The organism is Streptomyces sp. cg40, assembly GCF_050320165.1.
GTDB classification, from domain to species: Bacteria; Actinomycetota; Actinomycetes; order Streptomycetales; family Streptomycetaceae; genus Streptomyces; species Streptomyces hokutonensis.
Genome location: NZ_CP190128.1, coordinates 969,706 through 994,643 on the forward strand (window position 1 = coordinate 969,706; position 24,938 = coordinate 994,643).

Consider the following 24,938-nt stretch of genomic DNA (forward strand, 5'->3'; position numbering starts at 1 on the left):
AAACACGGTCCGGTTCTGTCGCAGGCGCCCGTCGGCCCCGGTCTGTGCAGCGGATGGAGCGGAGCACCGACGGAGGCCACTGGATCATGTATGTCGAACAGTCCCCCACCCGGACCGGCGATCTCGACGAGGCCGTCGCCGTCTTCGTGGGCAGCCGAAGGCGGCTCTTCGGGATCGCCTACCGGATACTCGGCAGCGCGGTCGAGGCCGAGGACGTGGTCCAGGAGGTGTGGCTGCGCTGGCAGAAGGCCGACCGCTCGGCGGTGGTCGGTCCCGTGGCGTTCCTCTCGACCGCGACGCCCCGGCTGGCCATCAACGTCGCGCAGTCGGCGCGCGTACGACGGGAGACGTACATCGGACCGTGGCTGCCGGAACCCCTCGACACGAGCGCGGACCCCGAGGTCGGCGCCGAGCGCGCCGAGGCCGTGGAGCTGGCGCTGCTCCTGCTGCTGGAGCGCCTGAATCCCGTCGAGCGCGCCGCCTATGTGCTGCGCGAGGCCTTCGACTACGCCTACACCGAGATCGCCGAGATGCTCGAACTCGGCGTCATCAATGTGCGGAAGATCGTCAGCCGTGCCCGCCGTCATCTGCTGGACGAGCGGCGGGAAAGCGTGGACACGGCCGAGAGCGCACCACCTTCGGTGAGCAGCACATGCTTCAACAGAATCGAGTGGCCCCTTTCGGGGGAAAGGGGCCACCCGAAACGGACGGTGTCTACTTCTGCCGTGTGAGCCAGTCGGCGAACCGCGTCCCGGCGAGGTGTGCGTCAGATCCCGGCAGGAGCGTGTCCTCCTCCAACTCGGCGCCCCAGTACGTCGCCTGCGGGTCCGTGACGATCTTGCGGGGGTCGTCATGGGCCGAGAGCCCCATCCGGATGAACTCCTCCAGCTGGAACGCCTCGGGACCGGCGACCTCCACCACACCGCCCACCGGGTCCCCTACGGCGGCGCGGACGACGGCCTCGGCGACGTCGTCGGAGACGATGGGCTGGATCTTCGCGTCGGGCAGATGCACGGTGTCGCCCACGGTGACGCCGTCCGCCAGCCCCTTCGCGAACTCGAAGAACTGGGTGGCGTGGACGATGGAGTAGGGGTTGCCGGACGCCTTGATGAGGTCTTCCTGGACCTGCTTGGCGCGGAAGTACCCGCTCCCCTGGAGGCGTTCGGTGCCGACCACGGACAGTGCCACGTGATGCGCGACGCCGGCCTCGGTCTCCGCCTTCAGCAGATTCGTCGTCGAGGTGCGGAAGAAGTCCATGACCGCCTGGTCCTCGAACGACGGCGAGTTCGACACGTCCACCACCACCGACGCGTCCTTCAGTACCTCGGCCAGCCCCTCGCCCGTCAGGGTGTTGACGCCGGTGCTGGGCGCCGCCGCGACCACCTCGTGCCCGTGCTCGCCGAGCCCGGCGACCACCTTCGAGCCGATGAGTCCGGTCCCACCGATCACTACGACCTTCATGACGGAATTCCTTTCGGGTTTGTCTGATGCCTGCATCAGTGGAGACCAGGCACGGGTGCTGTTTGTGACACGACCTATTCGACGAGTTTCCCCGTGGTCGAGACTTCCTCCATCAGGGCGGAAATCTCGTCAGGGACGGCCGGAATTGCTTCGCGCGTGACGCCCGCCGTCGGGGACCACACGAGATTCACCCGCAGCGCGGAATCCTGTTCGGGATAGTCGCTGCGGTTGTGGCAGCCACGCGTCTCGCGGCGTTCCAGCGCCGATTCGAGAGTGGCCCGGGCCGCGAGCGCGGCCGACTTGAGATCGAAGGCGTGGGCCAGATCCTGATAACCCGCGATGTCCGGATGGATGCCGACGGCCTCGATGCGCTTCTCGATCACCGAGAGTTCCGCGAGTCCGGTACGCAGGCCGTCCTCGTCGCGTACGACACCGGCGTGCTCGGTCATGGTGTCGCGGATGGCGCGTTGCAGGGCCCGCACGTTCTCGGGCCCGTCGGCGGCGAGGAGTGCGTCGATCTCGGCGCGGGCCTCCGCGACGGCCGACGCCGAGCGCGGCTGCGCGGTCAGGGACTGCGAGTACGCCGCGGCGGCCCGGCCGGTGAGGCGGCCGAACACCAGCAGTTCGATGAGGCTGTTGCCGCCGAGCCGGTTGGCGCCGTGCAGTCCGCTCGACGCCTCCCCGATGGCGTACAGGCCGCGTACGTCGGTGCTGTGGTCCTCGGGGCGCACCCACACCCCGCCCATCGAGTAGTGCGCGGTGGGCGCGATCTCGATCGGGTCGCGGGTGATGTCCAGCATCTGGAGGTCGAGCAGCGTCTGGTAGACGCGGGGCAGCCGCGTCATGATCGTCTGCCTGGGCAGGTGCGAGACGTCGAGCCAGACGCCGCCGTGGGGCGTGCCGCGCCCTTCCTTGATCTCTGTGTACGCGGCCAGGGCCACGCGGTCGCGGGTGGAGAGCTCCATGCGCTCGGGGTCGTAGCGGGCCATGAAGCGTTCGCCGAGCGCGTTGCGCAGGATGCCGCCCTCGCCGCGGGCGGCCTCGCTGACCAGGGTGCCGGCGGCGTTCTCGGGTTCGATGATGCCGGAGGGGTGGAACTGCACCAGTTCGGCGTCGCGCAGCCTGGCCCCCGCCTCCACGGCCAGGCGGAAGGAGTCCCCGGTGTTCTCGTCGCGCCGCGAGGAGGTGCGCCGCCAGATGCGGGTGTGTCCGCCGGCGGCCAGGATCACCGCGTCGGCGTGGATGACGTAGCGCCGTCCGCTCGTGAGGTCGAAGCCGTACGCGCCGAACACGGCGCCCTCGTGGACCAGCAGCCGGGTGATGTACACCCCGTCCAGCACGGGGATGTCCAGTCGCTCCGCGCGCCGGATGAGGGTGCGCTGGATCTCCAGGCCGGTGTAGTCGCCGGCGAAGGCGGTCCTGCGGAACTTGTGCGCGCCGAAGAAGCGCTGCGAGATCCGGCCGTCCTCCTCCCGGGCGAAGTCCATGCCGTAGCGCTCCAGGTCCTCGATGCCCCGGGCGGCCCCCTGGGTGACGATCTCCACGGTGCGGGGATCGGCGAGGAGGTAGCTCTCCTTGAGGGTGTCGGCGGCGTGCTGCTGCCAGCTGTCCTCGGGGTCCATGGTGGCCAGCGCCGCGTTGATGCCGCCGGCCGCCAGCGCCGTATGGGCGTCGTCCTTGGGGCGCTTGCCGACGGCGAGGACGTCGACGCCGGCCTCGGCCAGTTCGATCGCCGCCCGCAGACCGGCCCCTCCGGTGCCGATCACCAGCACCATGGTCGCGAGACGTTGTTCGGTGACAGCCACGGTCCACTCCGATCACTGGGGTCTTCATCCGGTACGACCGGACAGCCCCGCGATCCGTGACAGCTCAGGACGTGGTGCCGCCGCCCAGGGAGGCGACGTAGGGTGCCAGCTTCTCCGGGTTCATGACCCACATGGCCCGCTCGACGCCGCGTTCCGAGATGTCGAGGGTCAGTAGGACCACCGGTGTCCCCCCGGCCGTGACGAGGACGGCGGGACCGCCGTTGGCCTCGACCCAGTGGATCTCCTTCTCCGGCCAGAAGCGCGGTGCGAAGGCGGCGAGGTACCTGGAGACGTGCACCAGGCCGACGACCGGGAACTTGGACGCCCCGCGCAGTCCGTTCCCGTCGGTGTAGCTGACCACGTCCTCGGCGAGGATGTTCTCCAGCACGGCGAGATCGCCGGTCTGTGCGGCGGCGAGGAAGACCTCCATCAGCCGTCGGTGCTCGGTGGCGTCGACGGGCTTGCGGCGCTGGGACGCGAGGTGTCTGCGCGCGCGGCTCACCAGCTGGCGTGTGTTGGTCTCGCTGGTCTCCAGCATGTCCGCGATCTGCCGGTAGGGGTAGTCGAAGGCTTCGCGCAGCACATAGGCCGCCCGTTCCACGGGGTTGAGCCGCTCCAGCAGGAAGAGCACCGCCGTGTCGAGCGCCTCGGCCCGCTCGGCGCCCAGCTGCGGATCCGCGCGCGTGTCGACCGGCTCCGGCAGCCAGGGGCCGACGTACGACTCGCGGCGCACCCGCGCGGACTGGGCGACGTTGAGCGCCAGCCGCGCGGTGACGGTGGCGAGGAACGCCTTCGGCTCACGGACGACGGTTCGGTCGGTGTGCTGCCACCGCAGCCACGCCTCCTGGAGTACGTCCTCGGCCTCCGTGGCGCTGCCGAGCACGCGGTAGGCGATCCCGAAGAGCTGGGGACGCGCCGCCATGAACACGTCCGCCGCCTCGTCGAGGGAGTCCGTGCCGTCCCCGATACCCATGCGTGCCGCCTTCGGTTCCGCCCGGTTCGCGCGAGCGCCCGCCCATCGTACGGCGCCCCTCCCGCACCGCTCGCGACCGCCGGGCAGGTCAGACGCCGCTCTCCGGCCGCGCGGCGACGGCACGGCCCGCGTCGAGTTCGGCGACCAGGCCGCGCAGGACGGGGCCGTACTCGGGGTGGGCGAGCGCGAACGCCATCTGGGCGACCATGTAGTCGGCCGGATTCCCGGTGTCGTACCAGCGGCCCTGGATGACCTGTCCGTACACCGCGCGGGTGGCGGCGTAGGCGTTGATGGCGTCGGTCAGGTAGACCTCACCGGTCCTCGTCTCGTACCAGCGGCGGGTCTGCTCACGCAGTTCGTCGATGATCCCGGGGGTGACGACATAGCCGCCGATGGCCGCGTACGACGACGGCGCGGCGGCGGGCTCGGGCTTCTCGACCAGGCCGGTGATGCGCAGTTGTCCGTCCCCGAGGTCCTCCTTGACGATGGGCACCCCGTAGCGCTGGGAGTCGACGGGGTCCATCGGCATGAGGGCCAGCACCGGGCAGCCGGTCTGCTCGTAGGCGCGGACCAGTTGCTGGGCGCGGGGGACCTCGGCCACGAAGACGTCGTCGGGCCACAGCACGAGCACCGGTTCGTCGCCGAAGGCACGGGCGGCGTTGAGCACGGGGGTGCCGTTGCCGTAGGGACCGTACTGGTCGAGGTAGGTGATGTGCCCCTGCCGGGCCAGCTCCGCGACCTCCTCCACGGCGTCCGCGTAGGCCGTCTTGCCGTCTTCGCGGAGTTGGTCGACGAGGGCGGGGTTGGGGCGGAAGTGCTCCTGGATCAGGGACTTGCCGCCCGAGACGACGATGGTGATGTCGGTGATGCCGGAGTCCACCAGCTCGCGGACGGTGTGCTCGATGACCGGCTTGTCGCCGACCGGGAGCATCTCCTTCGGTGTCGCCTTCGTCAGGGGCAACAGCCTGGAGCCGAGCCCGGCGGCGGGAATCACGGCCCTGCGAATCGTCGGGGACATCACGTCTCTCTCCGGTCGGGCGTCATGTGCCCGTCGGCAGGCACACCCCGCCGACGCTACCAACGGCCCGCGCCGAACCCCGCCCGGCGCTCAAGGCGAAGATCGAGTACAGGCCATGCACCGTGGTGCGGCCGTCCCGTCGCGATGGAGCGCGGTCTGTTCACGTGTCAGGCCGCAGGCGCGGTGCCGTTCGCCGGGCCGCCGGCCAACCGGCTCATGGCACGCTGGGCGAGTGTCTGCTCGTGGAGGCGGCGGGCGGATTCGAGCAGGCGGATGCTGTCCGGTCCCCACATGCGGCGCAGGACGTAGCGCTCGTAGGGGCCCTGCTGCATCAGCCAGGCGACCGGCAGGAAGAGCTTCGCCGCGCGGGCGGCGCGCCTGCTCCTGCGCGGGCTGAGGCCCATCGAGTGGCGCATCTTGGCCGGGAGCGTGCCCATGACGGGGAGTTCGACGGCCGTGGTCTGCAACGCGTACGGGATGACGGCGCGCAGGTGTGAGATGTGGAAGTTCCGCTTCACCGTCCGCATGACGAGCTGGAACCAGTCCTCGCCGGTGCCGGGGGTGAGGTTGACCGTCGGGCTGGGTTCGAAGAGGTCCGCGTACTTCTCGTAGAGGGCGCCCAGTTCGGCCATCGAGGTGGGGATGTCCTCCTCGGGGGCGCCGACGAGCCTGAGGTAGGCCCCTGTCTCGGCGATGAACCGGTCGCGCTGCTCCGGGGAGAGGCGGTGCGGCTTCTTGCCGTCGCGGAAGGCGAAGGCCTCGTAGACGCGGAGCATGGGGTGCATTTCCGTCAGCGCGGCCCACATCGCGTCGCGCGGCTCGCTCGCCGCGTAACCGCCGAGTTCGGGCCGTGCGATGTCGATGACCTCGCCGGTCACCTTCTTGTGGATGGCGTGGAGGTGTTTGGCCATCAGCCGGGCGGTCTTCGTGTCGCCGAGCCACATGGGGGCGTGCATGCCCGAGTTGCGCGAGAGCCGGTCGAACACGTCCAGCATGGTGAGTGTGCCCTCGCGCGCCTTGCGGGCCATCGGGTCGCGGTCGCGCAGGCCCGCGTTGATCGGGTTGTAGCCCTTCGTCTGCACCACGCTCTGGGCGGCGTTGAGGAAGACGACGGTGGCCGGGTGGAGGAGCACCTCCCAGGCGACGCTCCCGGGTCCGAAGAGGCCGTGGTCGGGGGTGCCGTCGTCGTTGAGTGATCCCCCGGCCGGCGTGGGCTCGCCGAAGCGTCGCCAGCGGCGCTCCGTGCCGAGCAGATCTTCCCTGGTGATCTTGATCTTGGCCGCCTTGCTGCCGTGACCTGCGGCGACAGTGCTCATCGCGAACTCCTTCGTTCGATCCCGGTTTAATTCCCGCCCGGGAATTGAAGCTGCCAGCAAGCTATGCTCGGGGGTGCGCCGCGTCAACCCCCATGAGGCACGAGAGGCAGAAGCCATGAACGTCACAGAGCGGACACCGGCGACCGGTGGCCGGAGGGGACGCGGACGGCGGGCGGGCATCGACCTGGAGCGCATCATCGAGGCGGCCCGCTCCCTGGACTCGGGCACGCTGACCATGCAGGCCGTAGCGGACAAGCTCGGGGTCGACCGCAAGGCGGTCAACCACCATGTCAGCGACCGCGAATCACTGCTGAAGCTCCTGGCGCTCGACACCTTCGCGAAGGGCTCACCCGGCGTCGAGATCCCCGCGGACGCCTCGTGGCAGGAGGCATGCCGTATCTACGCGACCGCCTTCACCGACCGCCTGATCGCCGCCGACGCCCTCGCCGAACACCTCATGCCGGACGACTCGCTCTACGCCCAGTTCGTCGAGCCGGCCGAGGCCATCGCGAAACGGATGACGGAAGCGGGCTTCGACGACGAGGGCACGGTGCGCTGTCTCGCCCTGCTGACCAACCTCTGCTGGGCCTACGCCCGCGACGCCCTCTACGTGGCCCACAGCGGCGAGCGCCTCCGTCCCCGGCTGACTCGCGAAACCGTCTCAGGACGCGACCCCCAGGCATTCGAGCACCTCGCCAGGATCGTCGAACGCGGTGTCGACACCTACGACAGGAACCAACTCGACCTGAGCATCGAGATCTTCCTCCGCGGAGCCGAGTCGGTCCTGCTGCGCGGCGAGTCGGACGCGCGCTGACGCGCGAACGACGGGGCGGCAGCCCGACACGGGCCGACCGGCCCTGTCGAGGTCGTACGGCCCTGCGAACCTGCGTTCAGCGTGCGCTTGTTGCCTCGTGAGGAACCACGAAGGGGGCACAGGACATGGCGTGCCGGCGGCGGGAAGACCGGCGCGACCGGAGAGACGGCACGGAACCGCCACGCTTGTCGGAGACGCCGTCGCCCGAGGCCGCTTCCCCGCGGTCCGCCGTCTTCACCTACGACCCGCTCGACGGCCGGTCCGGCACCGGACCGCTCGCCACTCTGCGGAAGGGCGCCCTGCTCAGCGCCGGCGACCAGGCCAACGACACGGTGGACGCCGCGCACGGCGACCGGTACGCCCTCGCCAGGAGCACCGCCGACCGCCGTCCTCGGCCGGGCGCAGTACGGCAGCGGCGACGCCGAACTCGCCGTCGCCGCCCACGACCTGGCGACGATGGTGATCGCCATCGGCCACCTCGGCGGCGACACGCACCCCTGGCTGGCTGACCCGCATGCAGGCGTCCGGACCTGCGCGGCCCTGGCGCCCGGCCTCGCCGGCGACGACGCAGCGGGCCAGGTGCTGATGGAACTGGAACGGTCGCAGCAAGCCTTCGGCACGTCCTTCGACGACATGGCTCCACCCCTGCAACTCCAGTCCAAGTCGTACCAGGACCTGCTCACACGGCGACGCGGGAGCTGACGCCCGATGTCCGGGACGAGGGTAGGGCCCCGGCAGGGCGAACAGTCCCTGCCTCGCCTCAGTGGTCTTCCGTCCGAAGCGCGAGCTGATCCAGGGCCCCTGATCCGACGGGCATTCGCAGCCTGACCCATGCGTCGGCGGGAACCCCAACTTGGACGAAGGGGTCGGCCCGGGCTGCCACGGTTCACTCCCGCATCCGCGGGGATGTTCTTACCAGTACTCCAGCCGTAGATCGTTGCCGTCGTGGCAGGACCGTCCTATTCGTGTGTAACGGTGCCGCTCAGCCACGGTCCCAGGCTCCGCTGCGCGGCCCTCAGTACCTCACCCTGGGACAGCTCATCGGCTCGCTCGATCACAACGAGGCGCCAGTCCTCCCGGCGGACTGCGCCAAGTGTCACCGCACGCTCGCGCAGCAGGTACTTCACCGCCGACGCGACGTCCGCCACTGGAGGGCTTACCTCGTATCGGGCGAGTTTTCCGACGTACCAGTCCAGCCACTGCTGACCTCCCCTCCGCGCGGCCCGGGACAAGGCGGCCTCGGCATTCCCATCGAGAAAGACCATGACCGGGCAGACCGGTGCGAGCAGCTCCGTGAGGTCGGCCATGAACGCATCGATCCGCTCTTCCCCGTGACCCATGGCCAGCAGCGTTGGCACGAACGGCACCAGGGCGTCCGCGATCACCACGTCATCGCCGCTCGCCAGAACCGCATCAACGAACTCGGCGGTTGCCGCGAGCAACGTCCCCGGGTCGACGGCGCCGGTCGTCCGGAACGCCTCGGCCACCGCGGCGAACTGAGGCCTGGTCAGGATCTCTTCCTCTCGGAAGTGGTCCACTCGCAGTCCCGCATCGGCCAGCCATCGGGACAGACCAGCACACAGCGTCGACTTGCCCACCCCGGGAGACGCGCCCCACACAGTGATCAGAACCGTCATGACTGCCGAGCCTAGGAACGGCGGCCATGACTGCCAACCCCGCCGCATCTCCGCCCGTCCCTGCCGCGGATCGTGACCTTCATGCCTGAACGGCCCGGCCCCGGTAGTGGCCGCCCGGGATCGGGCCTGGTGACGGCGACGCCAGTCGGACCAGCCGAGCCGATGGGCGACATCGGGAGCGGGCCGGACGACGAGCGTGATGAACAAACGCTGGATCTCGTTGCAGGTCAGCGGTATGAGGCCGTCCGGCGCGAGTCGGCGGGCATGCTCGTCCGCGCGGACGACGACAAGGAAGGCATACGCGAGCATGACGAAGGTGACCCAGCGGGACCAGGACGCATAACGGCGGAGCTGGTGCTCGCCCAGCGCGGTCAAGGCCTTTCCGGACTGGAAGGAGAACCCCGCCCTCCCGTTCTCGCCGATTGCCATGGTGGGAGTCGCTCTCCGTGCGGCCACCGCATGACGGCACCGGTGGAAACAGCCCCTTGACGCCTCCCCCGTCGCAGGGGAGTACTGATCGAGAGGGCGGTGGAAATCCCTCGCCCTCTCGACGATGACGCGGCACAGCGACGACCGGTCGGTTCCCTAACCGGCGGCGGCCGGGGCGGGCGTCGGCTCCAGCGTCTGCGGGTGGGCGAGGTCGTAGGCGCTCTCGGCGTGCAGGTGGACGTCGACGCCTTCCTGTTCGACCTCGGGGCGCACGCGCAGGCCCATGGTCTTGTCGAGGGCCTTGGCGATGACCCAGGTCAGGCAGAAGGAGTACGCCAGTACGGCGAAGGCGCCGACCGCCTGCTTGCCGAGAAGGGAGAGGCCGCCGCCGTAGAGGAGTCCGTCGACGCCGTTCGGGGCGTCCGCGGTGCCGAGGACGCCGACCAGCAGGGTGCCGGTGATGCCGCCGACGAGGTGGATGCCGACGACGTCGAGGGAGTCGTCGTAGCCGAGCTTGTACTTCAGGCCGACGGCGAGGGCGCAGACCGCGCCGCCGATCGCGCCGAGGGCGAGCGCGCCGAGCGGGGAGACCGCGCCGCAGGACGGGGTGATGGCGACCAGGCCCGCGATCGCGCCGGACGCGGCGCCGAGGCTGGTGGAGTGGCCGTCGCGGAGCTTCTCGACGAGGAGCCAGCCGAGCATCGCCGAGCAGGTGGCGGTGAAGGTGTTCAGTACGACGACGGAGGCCGTGTTGCTCGACGTCAGCGCGGAGCCGCCGTTGAAGCCGAACCAGCCGAACCAGAGCAGGCCGGCGCCGAGCATCACGAGGGGGAGGTTGTGGGGGCGTTCGGCGCCGCCCTCCTTCTTCCAGCCGATGCGCTTGCCGAGGACCAGGATCACGGCGAGGGCCGCCGCACCGGAGTTGATGTGGACCGCCGTACCACCGGCGAAGTCGATCGCGCCGAGCTTGTTGACGATCCAGCCGCCGGTGACGCCCTTGCCGTCGAAGGCGAACACCCAGTGGGCGACCGGCAGATAGACCACCGTCACCCAGATGCCGGTGAAGGCCATCCAGGCGCCGAACTTGATGCGGTCCGAGATGGCACCGCAGATCAGGGCGGCGGTGAGGGCCGCGAAGAGGGCCTGGAAGGCGGCGAAGACAGAGAGCGGGATGACGGCCTTCGGGTCGTCCGTCATCACGCCGCTCATGCCGAAGTACTCGGTGACGTCACCGAGTATTCCGGCCCCGCCGATCGAGTCGCCGAACGAGGCCGAGAAGCCGTAGACGACCCAGATGCAGCCGACCAGGGCGACGGAGCCGAAGGTCATCATGATCATGTTCAGGACGCTCTTGGCGGCGACCATGCCGCCGTAGAAGAGCGCGAGGCCCGGCACCATCAGACAGACGAGTGCCGTGCTCGCGAGCATCCAAGCGGTACTTCCGGTGTCCATGCGCACGCTCCACAGAGAGGCCCAGCGGGAGGAAACAACGTTTCACCGCAGTAGACCTTGGGTGCGTTACAGGACACCTGTGTGGCTGATTAAGGCCGGGTTTCAGTGCGGGGCGCCGCCGCCGAAGGCCGTCACCGTCAGGAAGCGGATCGGCAACTCGACCAGCCGCTCCGGACCGTGGGGACCCTCGCCGTCGAACTGGAGGGCGTCGCCGGGGCGCAGGGTGTAGCTGGACTTCCCGTGGCCGTAGACCATCACGCCTTCCAGCATGTAGATGATCTCGGTGCCGGCGTGCTGGAAGAGGGGGAAGACCTCGCTGGACTCGGTGAGGGTGACCAGCAGGGCGTCCATGCGCTTGTGGGCGCCCCTGAGTGAGCCGAGCTGGGCGTAGTCGTGGCCGACGCGGGTGCCCCGCCGGACGATGCGGGCGCCGTGTCCGGCGGGGACGAAGACGGCCTCGCGTTCGTCGTCCAGGCCGCGGAACAGGGCGGTGACGGGGACGTCGAGACCGCGCGCGAGCCGGGAGAGCGTGGTGAGACTGCACGCGGTCTGGGCGTTCTCGATCTTCGACAGCATCGCCTTGGAGATGCCGACCCGCTGCGCCATCTCGCCGACCGACAGCCCGGCCGCCTGCCGGTACTCGCGGGCCCGGACCGCGATGACGCGCTCCAGGGCCTGGTCGTCGGAGTCCGCCGCGGGTTCGGGGTGTTCGTCGTGCTCGGTCACCGGCGCATCCTATGCCGTGCGTTCCAGGCGGAAGCGGGGGTGGGGCTCGGCCCGGCCGGTGGCCAGGTCGGCCGCCATCGCGCCGATGAGCGGCGCGAATTTCGCGCCGTGCCCGGAGCACGGGGAGACGATGACGAGGCTGCCGTGACGGTCCAGGACGAAGTCCTCGTCCGGGGTGGTCGTGTAGAGACAGGTCGTCTCGGCGACGGGTACGGGGTCGAGTCCCGGGAGCCGGTCGTGGACGAAGTCGCCGACGCGGACGCGCGAGGCGGGGTCGACGGCACCGCTGCGTGCGGTGGCCGTGGTCGGGGTGCCACGGTCGTGTTCGGCGACCTTGACGGCGGGCAGCGGACCGCCGTCGGCGCCGGACGGCAGTCCGAAGACCTGCATCGACTCGTCCTTGGAGACCAGGACCGGCCAGGCGTCGGACGGCTCCCGCTGCCGGAAGTGGAAGACCTGCTGCTGGGTGACCCTCAACGGCGGGAGCACGACGGGCAGTTGGAGCTCGGGCAGCCACGCCCCGGCCGCGACCACCACCGTGTCGGCGATCAGCTCACGCCCGTCGTCCACGCGCAGAATCACCTTCTCCCGTACCTCGACGCCCGTGACGCGTACCCCGATCCACAGGTCCGCTCCATGATCGATCGCCCGCCTCACACAGACCGCGACGGTTTCGTCGGCGTCGATGACACCCGCGTCCGGGTGATACAGCGCCGGACCCGTGAACCGGATCTGCGGCCAGCGCTCCGAGGCGGCTTCCGGGCCGAGGAGTTCGTACGGCACCCCGGCCGCGCCCAGGGTGCCGGCCAGGCCCTCCGGGTCCCGCCCCTCACCCAGGTCGAGGCCACCGGTGGTCCGCAGCAAGGGAGTCGAGCTGTCGTGTTCCAGCTCGCGCCACTCCTCGTAGGCCTTCCCCGTCAGGCCGACGTAGAGGGGATCGGCGTACGCGCGCCGGAAGATGCGTGAACTGCCGTGCGAGCTGCCGTGCCTGTGGCCGATGTCGTGCGCCTCGACGAGCGTGACCTCGTGGCCCCGCCGGGCGAGCTGCCACGCGGTGGCGGCGCCCATGAGCCCGGCGCCGACGACGGCGATCACCGTACGGCTCCGGGGATCCAGTCGGTGCCGGCGAGGGGGACGCGGGCCATGGCGGCGGACTCGATGGTGAGGGCGACCAGGTCCTCGGGCTCCAGGTGGTGGAGGTGGGCCTTGCCGCAGGCGCGGGCGAGGGTCTGGGCCTCCAGGGTCATCACGCGGAGGTAGTTCGCGAGTCGGTGACCGGCCTCGACGGGGTCGAGGCGGGCGGCGAGTTCCTCGTCCTGGGTGGAGATGCCTGCCGGGTCTCGACCGTCCTGGTAGTCGTCGAAGTAGCCTGCCGCGGAGCCGAGTCGGCGGTACTCGTCGTCGTACTTCGGGTGGTTGTCGCCCAGGGCGATCAGGGCTGCCGTGCCGATGGCGACCGCGTCCGCGCCCAGGGCGAGGGCCTTGGCCATGTCGGCGCCGCCCCGGATGCCGCCGGACACGATGAGCTGGACCTCGCGGTGGACGCCCAACTCCTGTAGCGCCCGCACGGCTTGGGGCAGAGCGGCGAGGGTGGGGATGCCGACGTGCTCGATGAAGACGTCCTGGGTCGCGGCCGTGCCGCCCTGCATACCGTCGACGACCACGACGTCGGCGCCCGCGTGGACGGCGAGCTTCACGTCGTAGTAGGTGCGCGTGGCGCCGACCTTGACGTAGATCGGCTTCTCCCAGTCGGTGATCTCGCGCAGTTCGAGGATCTTGATGGCGAGGTCGTCGGGGCCGGTCCAGTCGGGGTGGCGGCAGGCGCTGCGCTGGTCGATGCCGACCGGCAACGTCCGCATGCCGGCGACGCGTTCGGTGATCTTCTGACCGAGGAGCATGCCTCCGCCGCCCGGCTTGGCGCCTTGGCCGAGGACCACCTCGATGGCGTCGGCGGCACGAAGGTCGTCGGGGTTCATGCCGTAGCGGGACGGCAGGTACTGGTAGACGAGGTGCTTGGAGTGGCCGCGCTCCTCGGGCGTCATGCCGCCGTCGCCGGTGGTCGTGGAGGTGCCGACCTCGCTGGCACCGCGGCCGAGGGCCTCCTTGGCCTGGGCGGACAGCGCACCGAAGCTCATGCCGGCGATCGTGACGGGGGTGGCCAGCCGCAGGGGGTTCTTGGCGTGCCGGGTGCCGAGGACGACGTCCGTGTCGCAGCGTTCGCGGTAACCCTCCAGCGGATAGCGGGACATGGAGGCGCCGAGCAGCAACAGGTCGTCGAAGTGGGGCAGTCGGCGCTTGGCGCCCCAGCCGCGGATGTCGTAGATGCCGGTCTCGGCGGCGCGCTGGATGGCGTGGATGGTGGCGCGGTCGAAGGTCGCGGACTCGCGCAGGCCGTGGGATGCGGGTTCCATGGTTCTTCGAACTCCCTCAGTACGCTGCCGTGTTGTCGACGTTGAAGTGGTAGAGCTCGCGGGCCGATCCGTAGCGGCGGAAGTCGGCCGGGTCCTCGTCCCGCTCGGCCGCCTTGAGCAACTCGGCCAGCTCGGCGAGGTGTTCGGGCCGCATCTCCTTCTCCACGCAGTCCGCGCCCAGTGACTTGACCGTGCCGCGGACGTAGATCCGCGCCTCGTAGAGGGAGTCCCCCAGGGCGTCGCCCGCGTCGCCGCAGACCACCAGTCGCCCGGCCTGTCCCATGAACGCGCTCATGTGGCCGACGTTTCCGCCCACGACGATGTTCACGCCCTTCATGGAGATCCCGCACCGCGCGGCGGCGTCGCCGTCGATCACCAGGAGGCCGCCGTGTGCGGTGGCTCCGGCGGACTGGGAGGCGTTGCCGCGCACGCGCACGGTGCCGGACATCATGTTCTCGGCGACGCCGGTGCCCGCGTTGCCGTGGACGGTGACGGTGGCGTGCTGGTTCATGCCCGCGCAGTAGTAGCCGACGTGGCCCTCGACCTCCACGGCGAGGTCTTCACGGATGCCGCAGGCCACGGCGTGCGCGCCCCGCGGGTTGAGAATCCGCCAGGTCGCGGCCGAGGGTGTGTGCAGGGCCTGGTTGAGCTCCCTCACCGGGGTCTCGGCCAGGTCGATCAGCGTCGCCATACGTACACCTCTTCCGGTTCGGGTTCGAAGATGCGGGCGTTCTCGACGCCGGGCAGGACGTCCAGGGCGCGGTACTCGGAGGCCATCGCCACCCAGGCGTCGGTCTCGGCGACGAGGGCGGGCTTGCAGGCGATGGCGTCCCGGACGATGGCGAAGGAGTCGCTCGTGGACACCAGCAGGGTGTAGAAGCCGTCGAAGCGCTCGCACAGCAGTCGCAGCGCCTTCTCCGGGTCGGCGCCTTCGGAGAGTTGGTGCGCGATGAAGCGGGCGCCGACCTCGGAGTCGTTCTCGCTGTCGAACTCCACGCCCCGGGCGCGGAGTTCGCGTCGGATGGTGGCGTGGTTGGCGAACGACCCGTTGTGGACCAGGCATTGACCGGGTCCGACGGAGAAGGGGTGCGCGCCTTCGGGGGTGACGGCCGACTCGGTGGCCATCCGGGTGTGGCCGACGCCCTGCCAGCCGGTGACGTTCGCGAGCCCGAAGGAGTCGGCCAACTCCACTGGATTTCCGGTGCCCTTGAGTACGGCCATGTCGGTGCCGGAGCCGATGACGACGGCATCCGGCAGCGCGTCCGCGACGGCCGCGAGCAGGGCGGCGACGGAGAGGTCCGCGTGGACGACCGTGGTGACATCGGCCGCGACGGCCGTCGTGCCCGGCAGCGCGGTCTCCGCGTCGGCCGGCGTCACGCCCAGCAGCGAGACGACCGCACGTCCCGGCGGGGACAGGCGCGGGTCGCCGTAGACCGCGACACCGGCCGAGTCGGGTCCGCGTTCGACGACCTGGCCCAGCATCGCGGTCAGCAGCTCGCCGAGCCGCGGTTCGAGTGCGGGCTCACGCAGATGGAGCCCCACGATTCCGCACATCTCAAGTCCCTTCTGGAGGGGGCGAAAACGGAAGGTGGTCAGAAGGCGGTCAGATAGCGGTCGAGCTCCCAGGGGCCGACCGTGGCGTGCCAGTCGAAGAACTCCTCGCGCTTGAGGTCGGCGAAGTACCGGCTCACCCCGGTTCCGGCCGCGTCCAGGGCACCGCTGACCACGTCGTCCGCCTGGAGGGCCTCGACGGCGTGCAGGAGGGTCGGCGGGAGTTCGGGGCCCTTGCCGACCGCGCCCGGCTCACCGGGGTCGAGGCCGCGCTCGATGCCGTCGAGACCGGCGGCCAGGGCGGCGGCAGCGGCGAGGTAGGGGTTGGCGGCGCCGTCCCCGCCGCGCAGTTCGATGCGGTTGCCGTCGGGGACGCGCACGAAGTGGGTGCGGTCGTTGCCGCCGTAGCCCGCCGTGCGCGGTGACCAGGTGGCACCCGAGCGGGTGGAGACCGCGCCGGTGCGCTTGTAGGAGTTGACCGTCGGCGCGATGACGGCCTGGAGGGCGCGGGCGTGCTCGACGATCCCGGCGACGAAGGAGTAGGCGAGCGGGGAGAGGCCGAGGCCCCGCCCGTCGGTGGCGTCGGGGAACGCGGGGTCCTCGCCCCGCCAGAGCGACATGTGCAGGTGCATGCCGGTGCCGGTGCGGTCGGTGAACGGCTTCGGCATGAACGTGGCGGTCATGCCGCGCTGTTCGGCCAGGACCGACACCAGGTATCGCATGGTGATGACCCGGTCGGCGGTGGTGAGGGCGTCGGCGTGCAGGAAGTTCTGCTCGAACTGGCCGTTGCCGTCCTCGTGGTCGTTGGCGTAGTTGCCCCAGCCGAGGGAGTTCATGGCCTTGGAGACGGCGGTGAGGTGGTCGTACATCCGGGTCAACCCGCGGGCGTCGTAACAGGGTTGGGCCGCGGTGTCGCGGCTGTCGGCCACGCTGAGCACACCGTGCTCGTCCCGGTTGACGAGGAAGTACTCCACCTCGGCGCCCACGGAGAGGGACAGCCCCTGCCCGGCGGCCCGCTCGATCAGCCGGCGAAGGATGACGCGCGGGGCGTACGGCCAGGGCTTTCCCTCTACGTACGGGTCGCAGTGGACCAGTGCGAGACCGGGTTTGACGAAGGGGAGGGGGGTGTACGAGCCGGCGTCCGGACGCGCGACGACGTCGGGATCGCTGGGCTGCTGGCCGAGCGCGCCGGCCGCGTATCCGGCGAAGCCGACGCCCGTGTCCCGGAGCTCCTCCACGGCCTGGGCCGGGACCAGCTTGGCGCACGGCTTGCCGGTCAGGTCGACGAAGACGGCCAGGACGAACTCGATGCCGTCGGCGCGGACCAGTTCGGCGAGATCGGGGGTGGCGGTCGCCATGGATCCCTCCAGGATGTCTACTGCTATGAATCTATGTTGCATATCAGTAGACAGGGTTGGCGTTACGGAAGGATTTCCGCCGTGCAAGCTCCCCGTAAGCTGCGGGGTCACAGTCGACCGAATTTCAACTAGGTCGTTCCGTGTCGCCCGCGTATCAATGGGGGTCGTACGTTCCGACGGACCGTCAGATTCGATCCCCCGCAGTGTGCCCGCACCCACCCGGCCCGGGGTCGCCATCCCACAACATGGCACTCCCATCAACGGGAAGGGAACACGATCCCCATGAAGCGATTAACCACAGGTGCGGCACTCACCGCCGCGGTCGTCGCCGCCACGACGCTGGCCCTCGCGCCCTCCGCGTCCGCCGCCGTCACCCCGGCCAGCGCCACCATCACCGCCTCCTGCGGCATCTTCGGCGGTGGCGCGGCCACGCTGACCGCGACCCAGGTCAGCAGCACTTCGGCCACCATCACCCTCAACTCCACCGCCATCACCACACCGCTCGCCCTGTCGGCGAACTCCATCAGTTCCACGCTCACCATGACCAACTCCACAGGCGCCAACCGGGTGTTCAGCGGCACCGTGAACCCGGCCATACCGGCGGGCGGCGCGGTCACCGTCGGTCCGCTGCCCGGCACCGTGGCCGTCGGCGACCACCTGGACTTCTTCAACGGCTCACTGAAGATGGTCATCTTCGGCATCTCCGTCACCTGTACGTCGAGCGCCGCTCAGTCGCCCGGGCCCTTCGTCTTCAGCTGAGTCCGCCGTGAGTGAGTGACCCGTTCGACTTCCGGGAGCGGTCGCACGCGCGCCCGCGCAGGACCCGACTGTCGCTCCGGGCGGACGACGCCCGACCCGCACCGGGATCAGACCCGGGCTGGTTCCGCCCGGAGCGATGCCCCGCCGCTCGCGAGATTCCCGACCGACCGGGGAGCGATGAGTTCGCGGGGCGGGGAGAGTCGTATCCGATGTATTCGACACGACTCCCCCGACCGGAAGGCCGACCGATGAGCTCTCTCCACGACACCCTGCGGCGACGCGTCGACGACGGCACCGTGCCGGGAGCTGTGGGCCTGGTGGCCCGCGGCGACGACGTCGAGGTGGTGGCCGTCGGCTCCGCCGACGTCGAAGGCACCGCGCCCATGGCCCGCGACTCGATCTTCCGGATCGCCTCGGTCAGCAAGCCGGTCACGGCGGCGGCGGTCCTGGCGCTGGTGGAGGACGGACGCCTGGCACTGGACGCCCCGGTGGAGGAGTGGCTGCCGGAACTGGCGAAGCCGACGGTGGTCCGCACACCCTCCTCCCCCGTCGAGGACGTGGTCCCGGCGGACCGTCCCGTCACGGTCGAGGACCTGCTGAGCTTCCGGGCCGGCTGGGGCTTCCCCGACGATTTCTCGCCGCCGGCCGTCCAGGCGCTGCTCGCGTTCCAGCAGGACGGCCGCGCCCCCTACCTCCAGCCCGGCCCAGACGAGTGGCTCGGCGCCCTGTCCCGGATCCCGATGGTGCGCCAACCGGGCACCGCGTGGCTCTACAACACCTGCTCGGACCTCCAGGGCGTCCTGGTCGCCCGCGCCTCGGGCTCGCCCTTCCCGGACTTCCTGGCGGAGCGGTTCTTCGGGCCGCTGGGCATGACGGACACGGCGTTCACGGTCCCGGAGTCGAAGCGGGACCGCTTCACCACTGCCTACACCCCGGACGGGCAGGGCGCCCTCCGGCAGGCCGACACCCCTGACGGCGGCTTCAGCCGCCCCCCGGCCTTCCCCTCGGGCGCCGGCGGCCTGGTCTCGACAGCGGACGACCTCCTCGCCTTCGGCCGGATGCTCGCGCACGACGGCACGGCACCGGACGGCACGCGGGTCCTCTCCCCTACCTCGGTCAGCCGCATGACGACGAACCACCTCACCGCCGCCCAGCGCGAGGCCGCGACCCTGTTCCTGGAGGGCCAGGGCTGGGGCTACGGCGGCCAGGTCGACATGGCCCCGATCGACCCGTGGAACGTCCCCGGCCGCTACGGCTGGGTCGGCGGCACCGGCACCGCGGCCCACGTCGTCCCGCCCACGGGCACTATCACGGTCCTGCTGACCCAGGTGGCGATGACCAGTCCGACACCGACGCCGCTGATGCGGGAGTTCTGGCGGTGCGCGGCGGCGGTCTAGAGGCGGTGGCCGGTGAGGCCGTTGATCCAGGCGATCATGGCGTCCGCGTCCTCGTTCACGGCGTGGCCGCCGTCCCAGTACAGGTACGAGTCGACGTCGTCGCCCAGGCTGTCGAGCCTGGCGGCGAGGTTGAGGACGATGTTGTGCGAGGTGTTGGTGTCGAGCGAGCCGGTGCGCAGCCACCAGTGCCTGGAGCGGCCGGGGTTGCGCTGTCCGATGAAGAACATCGGGTTCATCAGCCTGATCTTCTCGGGCAGGTCGGCGTCGAGTCGGGCGGTGTCGTCACCGGTGGCGGTGCGGAGGCTGTAGAGCGTGAAGTGGCGGGCGTTGGTGGTCGCGTCGCCGAACTCCTGGTTCTCGAAGGCACCGACGTCGAGGGCGTCGAAGGACGGGGCGTTCTTCGACCGGGTGCCGATGTGGGACAGGAAGCCGTCCCAGGTGAAGGTGGCCCTGCCGCCGTTCCAGGTGATGAAGGGGTTGGCGGCGAGGTAGGTGGCACGGTCCGCGTCCGACAGGCAGGCGAGATGGGCGGTGGCCGAGGGCTGGAGGTAGACCTCGACCATGTAGTCGGCGTAGTTGTCGGCGGTGAGGGTGCCGTACCCCTTGATGCCGCGCAGGCGCAGGGTGCGGAGGTAGCCGGCGTACGCGTCCTTCAACTGCGTGGAGTAGGGCTGTGCGAGGGCGGTGCCACTGCCCAGCGGGAGCGTGCCGAACATCCACTCGTACGCCATGTCGGCGTGGTCGAGATCGGTGATGGGCGAGTAGGCGGCGGTGGCGAAGACGGCGTCGCTCTCGTCGGCCGCCCCGATCTCCCTCAAGTAGGGGTGGTACAGCGGGCTGTCGCCGGAGGCGCCGAGCAGCGCGGAGAGCGCCGCGCCGGCGCTGCCGCCGCCGGAGACGATCCAGTCGGTGTTGCCCGGGATGCGGTGGCTGTTGAAGCGCAGGTAGCGCACCGCGGCCTTGAGGTCCACGATGCAGGCCGGGGCCTTGCCGAAGTACGTGCCGTCGGCCGTCGCGTTGTCCCGGCCCCGGACGCCCGGCTCCACCACGACCCAGCCGTTCGCCAGCGCGTACAGGGCGTTGTTCTGACGCGCCGTGGCACCCTCACCGGCGTTGTTGCCGCCTCCGCCCGGGCCGCCGATGACCGGGCCGGTGTAGCCCACGCCCGTGGCGGGGTTCGTGCTGGAGGAGGAGTACCCGCCCATGATGTTGGCCAGCATGATCGGTGCGCGGGAGGCGTCGACCGCCGTGCCGTCGATCTCGACGGGGACGCTGATGTTCATGCTCTGGTATGCCGCGTCGACCGGCTTCGCCACATAGGTGACGGCCTTGTAGAAGTGGTACGTGACCGTGTGGTCGCCGCTGCCGGTGGTGATCGTGGTCGTCAGAGTCGTGTGGTCGTCCTTGTCGAACACCAGTGACGCCTTTGACACCTTGTCGCCCGCCGAGGATGCCGTGGTCGTGGCCGAGTCGGCGCCGGCCGGTGTGGCCGCGTTCGCCGGTGCGGCCGAGAGGGCGGTGGAGGCCGGAACCGCTGCCGCTGCGGCGATCCCCGAGATGACAGTCCTGCGCTTCATGGCGAACGAGGCCCTTCCCGGTGGGCGACGCCCTCTTTTCCGGCGCGGCCGACCGCTGATTGGTTGTGGATGTGGGGTTGCGCGACCGATTCGCGCCTGGCTCAAAGGTGTCGCAGTATCTCGGTGCGGTCCGGAATCGGCCGGACCGCACCATGTCCCTTGGTGGTGAGAGCGGCGGCCACCGCCGCGTACCGCGCCGCCTCCACCGGTGAGGCCCCCCGCACCAGTTCGGCGGCGAACGCGCCGTCGAAGGTGTCACCTGCGCCGGACGCGTCCACGGCGGTCACCTGATGCGGCGGAACGCGGGTCACCTCTCCGTCCTCGGCCACCAGCACCCCCTCCTCGCCCAGCTTGAGGACGACCACGCTCGGGCCTCGTGCGCACAGCGCCCGCAGCACGGCTTCCGGCGACTCCTCACCTGTGAGCATCCGGCCCTCGTCGAGATTGGGAAGGGCGACGTCGCACAGCTCCAGGCTGCGCAGGATCACCGCTCGCGCACGCTCCCGCGACCACAACGCCGGCCGGTGGTTGGGGTCGTAGGTGATGAGCGTGTGGTGGGCACGGGCGACCGCCATCGCGTGGAAGGCCGCGTCGCAGGCCGTGCTGCTGATCGCCTGCGTGATGCCGGTGACATGCAGCAACCGCGCCTGTGCGACGGCCTGTTCGGGGATGTCGGCGGGTGTGAGCCAACTGGCCGGCGAGTCGGCCCGGTAGTACGTGAAAGCGTGCCCGGCCGGACCGCGGGCGATGAAGTAGACGCCCGTACGCCCGCCCGGCTCGCGCGTCACATGCTCCGTGCCGATCCCCTCGCGCTCCCACAACCGCAGGAGCGAGGTACCGAACGCGTCGTCACCGACCCGCGTCACGTAACCGGCACGTCCGCCCGAACGAGCCGCGGCCACAAGGAAGTTGGACGTGTCGCCGCCGTAGCCGACCGTGAAGGACTCGGCACTCTCCAGCGCCCCGTCCGCGTCGGCGTTGAACTCCAGCATCGGTTCGCCGATGGCGAGGATGTGGGCGGGTTCGATGTCGGTGTGCGTCATGGCCTCGGGTTCGGATCGGCGCGAAGCGCGGGGTGGACGGAGCGGAAGTCTTCACGGGCCGGCGGTCCGTCTCAGTTGTACGACGGCCCCTCCGGGCGCCGGACTCGTCGAGTCGGCCGCGCCATACGCTTCCCGGACTCGTCGATCGCTGACACGTAGGGCGAGGACTGACGCACACAGGCACAGCGCGGCCAGCGTGAAGAAGGCAACGCGGTAGGCGAACGCGCCGTCGGCGCCGGCCGGTGCTGTCAGGGATGCCGCCAGTGTCCCGGCCAGGGCCACCCCGAAGGCTCCGGCGGTCTGCCGCTGCATGTTGAGGAGGGTGGTGGCGTCGGCCGTACGGGAGGAGGAGATCGCGACGAAGGCGGCGTTCTGGGCGCTTGCGAAGAGCAGGCCGACGGATGCGCCCAGGAGGTAGGTCGACGGGTAGAGGGCGAGGGGCCGCGGGGTGACCGTGAGGATCGCCAGGAGGACGACGACCAGCGCGGCGCCGGCACCGCCGAGGACCATCAGGCGGCGGGGGCCGACCCGGTCGTGGACGCGGGGCACGATCTGTGAGGCGGTCAGCATGCCGAGCGCCTCCGGGAACGTGGCCAGGCCCGAGTGGAGGGCGTCGTAGCCCAACTCGGTCTGCAGGAACTGGGGGTAGAGGTAGAGCACGCCCATGAAGGCGGCCCCGGTGGGCAGCAGCACCAGCTGGGTGGTGCGGAACAACTCGTCCCTGAAGACCCGCAGATCGATCATCGGGTGCTTCGCGCGCAGTTCCCATGGGACCAGTGCGGCGAGGAACACGGCGCCGCCCACGAGCGGGACGAGGACGGCGCCGCTTCGCCAGCCCCGGTCCGGGGCTCCGGTGAGGGCGTACAGGACCGCCGCGAGTCCGCCGCCCGCGAGCACGAACCCCGGCACGTCGAAGCGGGGCGCGCCCTCGCCGGGGAAGTCGGGCAGCACGCCCAGTCCGAAGCACAGGGCGAGCAGTCCGACGGGCAGGTTGACGAGGAACACCCAGTGCCAGGAGGCGGTGTCGACGAGCCAGCCGCCCAGGACGGGTCCGAGGGCGGGGGCGACGGCGGTGGGCAGCATGACGTACTGCTGCGCGCGCAGCCTCTCCGCCACTGGGAACGCCCGCAGCATCATCGTCATCCCGACCGGGGCGAGCAGTCCGCCGCCGACTCCTTGCAGGACGCGGTATCCGGTGAGCGCTTCGAGCGAGCCAGCGGTGGCGCACAGGCCCGAGGCCACCGTGAACAGCAGCAGGGCGGTCAGCGCGGTGCGCCGGGTGCCGAAACGGTTGCCGAGCCAGCCGGAGACCGGGATGAAGACCGCGAGGGCCACGAGGTAGCCGACGTTGACCGAGCTCAGGCCGGACGTGTCCACCGCGAAGTCGCGTCCCATGGCCGGAAGTGCCACATTGACGATCGTGGTGTCCATGATCGCCATGAAGTTCGCGGCGACGAAGACGACACAGACGGCGACCTTCGCGGAGACCAGATGCCCGAATCGCGGCCCGGTCCGCCGCTCGTGGCTCAACTGCCGTCCCTGAGCCAGCGGACCTGCCCCTCGGTCAGCGTGAGGCGGCGCGCCTGGAGCGAGTTGTCGATCTGGGCGGTCGTCCGCGCGCCGATGGACGGCCACACGCCGGGGTGGTGGAGGGTCCAGGCCAGGGCCACGGTCTCGGGCAACGAGCCGAGTTCTACGGCGAGTTCGCGGCAGCGGAGGCGTCGGGCGCGGTTGGCCTCGGTGTCGTAGGGGTCGGGTTTGCCGTGGTGCGCCTTGGGGCCGGTGCGCGCGAAGTGGCCGCGGGCCTGCGAGGACCAGCCGATCAGGGGCAGCCGGTGTCCGCGCACGACGTCGAGTACGGCGCCGTCGGCGTGCAGACTGCCTTCCAGCAGCGCCGGGTCGGGCTCGGCGAGGCTGAACTGGTAGCTGGCGACGGGGGTTTGGCCCCGCTCGCCGAGTTCGACGGCGAGCTGCGCCAGTCGCTCCGCGCGCCAGTTGGAGACGCCGACGCGGCGGACGTGTCCGGCCGCCACGAGACTCACGAGGGTGTCCGCGAGTTCGGCGACCGGTCGGGCGGGGTCGTCGCAGTGGTAGAGGAGGACGTCGATGGTGTCGACGCCGAGGTTCGCCAGCGCGGACCGCACATGCTCGAACACGGTGTCCCGGTCCAGGGGGATGTCCCCGCCGGTCGTGTCGTGGCCGACCTTGGTGGCCACCCCCAGGGTCCCGGGGTTCTTGCGCAGCCAGTCGCCGACCGCCGACTCGGCCTTCCCACCGGAGTAACTGTGCGAGGTCTCGACGAGGAGCCCGCCGGCGTCGGCGAAGTGGCCGAGCCGCTCGGCGGTCGTCCCGGCGGGCTCCGCCCCGAAGGGGCCGCCCAGGACGAATCTGTGCGCGGCGGTCTCCATGCCTTCCTCGTCGAGGAGGCCGTCGAGCAGCTGAAGGGGGGAATGCGGCATCAGGCCCCACCGTCCTCGTTCGAGGCGTCCACCCGACGGAATCCGTCGATGTCGGCGAAGGGCCGCGGCAAATGCGGCCGGAGCGGGACCTGGAAGGTGTTGAGCATCATCGCGGACATGCTGAAACTGCCGATGCAGCCGATCAGGTCCAGCACGCCCTCCTCGCCGAACAGCGCGATGGCCTCGGCGTAGGTCTCGTCCGTGACGAAGTGGTCGTAGAGCATCTCGTGCGCGAAGGCGTGGAAGACTCGCTCGTCCTCGGCCTTGAACTGTGGGTCCTCGCCGCGTGCCAGGCGTTCCAGGCACTCGGCCGGGACGCCTTCCTCGATCGCCTGCTGGATGTGGGCGTTCCAGGCGGCCTGGCTGTCGAAGTGACGGCCGCAGATCAGCACGCTCAGCTCACGCAGACGCTGCGGGAACCGGGACTCGTTGCGGCAGTAGCGGCCGAGGTTCTCGACCCAGTGGGCGAGTTCCATGTTGCGGGCCCAGACGAGGAAGGGCGGGGGCGGTTCCTCGGCTCCGGGGCCGACGATGGTTTCGAGGAGTTCGGTCTGTTCGGGGGTCAGGCCGGTGATGGGGGTCAGGCGCATGGTCGCGCTGCCTTTCGGGAGATGTGGGGTCGCCGAGTCGATGTCCGCTCGCACGGGATACGACGGTGGGGTCCGCCGGAGAGGCCCGCGCCCGGGGCAGCGCCGTCCGTGACCACGAGGCCGCGCGTCAAGGGCACGCGGTCGCGTGGTCAGCGGCGGGGG

At 70.5% G+C, this 24,938-nt stretch carries 21 protein-coding genes and 2 pseudogenes; 5 read left to right on the forward strand and 18 right to left on the reverse strand.

Features of this window, described 5'->3' with window-relative positions; translation table 11 throughout:
- Nucleotides 1-86 precede the first annotated feature (86 nt).
- A pseudogene (locus ACQHII_RS04220) lies at nt 87-626 on the forward strand (sigma-70 family RNA polymerase sigma factor); the annotation flags it as partial.
- Between the two features lie 88 nt (nt 627-714).
- Here the strand turns inward: ACQHII_RS04220 and ACQHII_RS04225 are convergent.
- From ACQHII_RS04225 to ACQHII_RS04245, 5 genes are all read right to left on the reverse strand, one after another.
- The gene (locus tag ACQHII_RS04225) at nt 715-1,461 is read right to left on the reverse strand and encodes an SDR family oxidoreductase (RefSeq protein ID WP_427917918.1); all 747 of its coding nucleotides are present in this window, start codon (nt 1,459-1,461) and stop codon (nt 715-717) included.
- A 74-nt stretch (nt 1,462-1,535) separates the two neighbouring features.
- Nucleotides 1,536-3,236: an FAD-dependent oxidoreductase gene (locus ACQHII_RS04230; protein ID WP_427925225.1), complete on the reverse strand. Its 1,701-nt coding sequence runs from the start codon at nt 3,234-3,236 to the stop codon at nt 1,536-1,538.
- Nucleotides 3,237-3,330: 94 nt separating this feature from the next.
- Nucleotides 3,331-4,239, reverse strand: a complete 909-nt coding sequence (locus ACQHII_RS04235) for an RNA polymerase sigma-70 factor (protein WP_427917919.1) — start codon at nt 4,237-4,239, stop codon at nt 3,331-3,333.
- Between the two features lie 88 nt (nt 4,240-4,327).
- The gene (locus ACQHII_RS04240) at nt 4,328-5,257 is read right to left on the reverse strand and encodes a UTP--glucose-1-phosphate uridylyltransferase (RefSeq protein ID WP_427917920.1); all 930 of its coding nucleotides are present in this window, start codon (nt 5,255-5,257) and stop codon (nt 4,328-4,330) included.
- 167 nt (nt 5,258-5,424) lie between these two features.
- A complete protein-coding gene (locus tag ACQHII_RS04245) occupies nt 5,425-6,573 on the reverse strand; it encodes an oxygenase MpaB family protein (protein ID WP_427917921.1) in 1,149 nt (382 codons plus the stop codon).
- A gap of 115 nt (nt 6,574-6,688) precedes the next feature.
- Between ACQHII_RS04245 and ACQHII_RS04250 the strand changes: the two genes are divergently transcribed.
- Nucleotides 6,689-7,387, forward strand: coding sequence for a hypothetical protein (locus tag ACQHII_RS04250; protein ID WP_427917922.1), 699 nt, complete (start codon nt 6,689-6,691; stop codon nt 7,385-7,387).
- Between the two features lie 456 nt (nt 7,388-7,843).
- Nucleotides 7,844-8,089: a hypothetical protein gene (locus ACQHII_RS04255; protein WP_427917923.1), complete on the forward strand. Its 246-nt coding sequence runs from the start codon at nt 7,844-7,846 to the stop codon at nt 8,087-8,089.
- Between the two features lie 1,043 nt (nt 8,090-9,132).
- On the opposite strand, the pseudogene ACQHII_RS04260 reads toward ACQHII_RS04255, so the two are convergent.
- The 8 genes and pseudogenes from ACQHII_RS04260 to glnT all read right to left on the reverse strand — a co-directional run.
- Nucleotides 9,133-9,423, reverse strand: a pseudogene (locus tag ACQHII_RS04260) (IS701 family transposase); the annotation flags it as partial.
- Between the two features lie 186 nt (nt 9,424-9,609).
- Entirely contained in the window at nt 9,610-10,905 is a 1,296-nt protein-coding gene (locus ACQHII_RS04265) for an ammonium transporter (protein ID WP_427917924.1), read from the reverse strand.
- A 102-nt stretch (nt 10,906-11,007) separates the two neighbouring features.
- A complete protein-coding gene (locus ACQHII_RS04270) occupies nt 11,008-11,631 on the reverse strand; it encodes a helix-turn-helix domain-containing protein (RefSeq protein WP_427917925.1) in 624 nt (207 codons plus the stop codon).
- Nucleotides 11,632-11,640: 9 nt separating this feature from the next.
- On the reverse strand, nt 11,641-12,726 hold the full coding sequence (locus ACQHII_RS04275) for an FAD-dependent oxidoreductase (RefSeq protein ID WP_427917926.1): 1,086 nt from the start codon (nt 12,724-12,726) through the stop codon (nt 11,641-11,643).
- A complete protein-coding gene (locus ACQHII_RS04280; RefSeq protein WP_427917927.1) occupies nt 12,723-14,042 on the reverse strand; it encodes an FMN-binding glutamate synthase family protein in 1,320 nt (439 codons plus the stop codon). Before ACQHII_RS04280 ends, ACQHII_RS04275 begins: the two co-directional genes overlap by 4 nt.
- 16 nt (nt 14,043-14,058) lie before the next feature.
- Entirely contained in the window at nt 14,059-14,733 is a 675-nt protein-coding gene (locus tag ACQHII_RS04285; protein WP_427917928.1) for a glutamate synthase, read from the reverse strand.
- The gene (locus ACQHII_RS04290; RefSeq protein WP_427917929.1) at nt 14,721-15,596 is read right to left on the reverse strand and encodes a class II glutamine amidotransferase; all 876 of its coding nucleotides are present in this window, start codon (nt 15,594-15,596) and stop codon (nt 14,721-14,723) included. Before ACQHII_RS04290 ends, ACQHII_RS04285 begins: the two co-directional genes overlap by 13 nt.
- A 38-nt stretch (nt 15,597-15,634) precedes the next feature.
- Nucleotides 15,635-16,951 (reverse strand): type III glutamate--ammonia ligase, encoded by a 1,317-nt coding sequence (gene glnT, locus ACQHII_RS04295; protein ID WP_427917930.1) that lies wholly within the window; start codon nt 16,949-16,951, stop codon nt 15,635-15,637.
- A 282-nt stretch (nt 16,952-17,233) separates the two neighbouring features.
- Here glnT and ACQHII_RS04300 point away from each other — a divergent pair, with 282 nt between their 5' ends.
- Together ACQHII_RS04300 and ACQHII_RS04305 are read left to right on the forward strand one after the other, a co-directional pair.
- Nucleotides 17,234-17,710 carry a hypothetical protein gene (locus ACQHII_RS04300; RefSeq protein WP_427917931.1) on the forward strand — a complete coding sequence of 159 codons (477 nt, stop codon included), beginning with the start codon at nt 17,234-17,236 and terminating at the stop codon, nt 17,708-17,710.
- Nucleotides 17,711-17,958: 248 nt separating this feature from the next.
- Nucleotides 17,959-19,107: a serine hydrolase domain-containing protein gene (locus tag ACQHII_RS04305; protein WP_427917932.1), complete on the forward strand. Its 1,149-nt coding sequence runs from the start codon at nt 17,959-17,961 to the stop codon at nt 19,105-19,107.
- Here the strand turns inward: ACQHII_RS04305 and ACQHII_RS04310 are convergent.
- The 5 genes from ACQHII_RS04310 to ACQHII_RS04330 all read right to left on the reverse strand — a co-directional run bounded on the left by ACQHII_RS04310 (nt 19,104) and on the right by ACQHII_RS04330 (nt 24,776).
- Nucleotides 19,104-20,684, reverse strand: a complete 1,581-nt coding sequence (locus ACQHII_RS04310; RefSeq protein WP_427917933.1) for a subtype B tannase — start codon at nt 20,682-20,684, stop codon at nt 19,104-19,106. The two genes, ACQHII_RS04305 and ACQHII_RS04310, sit on opposite strands and share 4 nt — an antisense overlap.
- 101 nt (nt 20,685-20,785) lie before the next feature.
- Nucleotides 20,786-21,727: a sugar kinase gene (locus ACQHII_RS04315; protein WP_427917934.1), complete on the reverse strand. Its 942-nt coding sequence runs from the start codon at nt 21,725-21,727 to the stop codon at nt 20,786-20,788.
- Between the two features lie 51 nt (nt 21,728-21,778).
- Entirely contained in the window at nt 21,779-23,257 is a 1,479-nt protein-coding gene (locus tag ACQHII_RS04320) for an MDR family MFS transporter (RefSeq protein WP_427917935.1), read from the reverse strand.
- On the reverse strand, nt 23,254-24,186 hold the full coding sequence (locus tag ACQHII_RS04325) for an aldo/keto reductase (protein ID WP_427917936.1): 933 nt from the start codon (nt 24,184-24,186) through the stop codon (nt 23,254-23,256). Before ACQHII_RS04325 ends, ACQHII_RS04320 begins: the two co-directional genes overlap by 4 nt.
- Nucleotides 24,186-24,776 (reverse strand): carboxymuconolactone decarboxylase family protein, encoded by a 591-nt coding sequence (locus ACQHII_RS04330; protein WP_427917937.1) that lies wholly within the window; start codon nt 24,774-24,776, stop codon nt 24,186-24,188. The genes ACQHII_RS04325 and ACQHII_RS04330 overlap by 1 nt, the downstream gene beginning before the upstream one ends.
- Nucleotides 24,777-24,938 lie beyond the last annotated feature (162 nt).

Bases quoted from the DNA above. Each gene is read 5' to 3' on its own strand.
- ACQHII_RS04310 (WP_427917933.1), bottom strand. From the start codon at position 20,684: ATGAAGCGCAGGACTGTCATCTCGGGGATCGCCGCAGCGGCAGCGGTT.
- ACQHII_RS04235 (WP_427917919.1), bottom strand. From the start codon at position 4,239: ATGGGTATCGGGGACGGCACGGACTCCCTCGACGAGGCGGCGGACGTG.
- ACQHII_RS04285 (WP_427917928.1), bottom strand. From the start codon at position 14,733: ATGGCGACGCTGATCGACCTGGCCGAGACCCCGGTGAGGGAGCTCAAC.
- ACQHII_RS04315 (WP_427917934.1), bottom strand. From the start codon at position 21,727: ATGACGCACACCGACATCGAACCCGCCCACATCCTCGCCATCGGCGAA.
- ACQHII_RS04230 (WP_427925225.1), bottom strand. From the start codon at position 3,236: ATGGTGCTGGTGATCGGCACCGGAGGGGCCGGTCTGCGGGCGGCGATC.
- ACQHII_RS04290 (WP_427917929.1), bottom strand. From the start codon at position 15,596: ATGTGCGGAATCGTGGGGCTCCATCTGCGTGAGCCCGCACTCGAACCG.
- ACQHII_RS04255 (WP_427917923.1), top strand. From the start codon at position 7,844: ATGGTGATCGCCATCGGCCACCTCGGCGGCGACACGCACCCCTGGCTG.
- ACQHII_RS04325 (WP_427917936.1), bottom strand. From the start codon at position 24,186: ATGCCGCATTCCCCCCTTCAGCTGCTCGACGGCCTCCTCGACGAGGAA.
- ACQHII_RS04300 (WP_427917931.1), top strand. From the start codon at position 17,234: ATGAAGCGATTAACCACAGGTGCGGCACTCACCGCCGCGGTCGTCGCC.
- glnT (WP_427917930.1), bottom strand. From the start codon at position 16,951: ATGGCGACCGCCACCCCCGATCTCGCCGAACTGGTCCGCGCCGACGGC.
- ACQHII_RS04280 (WP_427917927.1), bottom strand. From the start codon at position 14,042: ATGGAACCCGCATCCCACGGCCTGCGCGAGTCCGCGACCTTCGACCGC.
- ACQHII_RS04240 (WP_427917920.1), bottom strand. From the start codon at position 5,257: ATGTCCCCGACGATTCGCAGGGCCGTGATTCCCGCCGCCGGGCTCGGC.
- ACQHII_RS04245 (WP_427917921.1), bottom strand. From the start codon at position 6,573: ATGAGCACTGTCGCCGCAGGTCACGGCAGCAAGGCGGCCAAGATCAAG.
- ACQHII_RS04250 (WP_427917922.1), top strand. From the start codon at position 6,689: ATGAACGTCACAGAGCGGACACCGGCGACCGGTGGCCGGAGGGGACGC.
- ACQHII_RS04225 (WP_427917918.1), bottom strand. From the start codon at position 1,461: ATGAAGGTCGTAGTGATCGGTGGGACCGGACTCATCGGCTCGAAGGTG.
- ACQHII_RS04305 (WP_427917932.1), top strand. From the start codon at position 17,959: ATGAGCTCTCTCCACGACACCCTGCGGCGACGCGTCGACGACGGCACC.
- ACQHII_RS04265 (WP_427917924.1), bottom strand. From the start codon at position 10,905: ATGGACACCGGAAGTACCGCTTGGATGCTCGCGAGCACGGCACTCGTC.
- ACQHII_RS04330 (WP_427917937.1), bottom strand. From the start codon at position 24,776: ATGCGCCTGACCCCCATCACCGGCCTGACCCCCGAACAGACCGAACTC.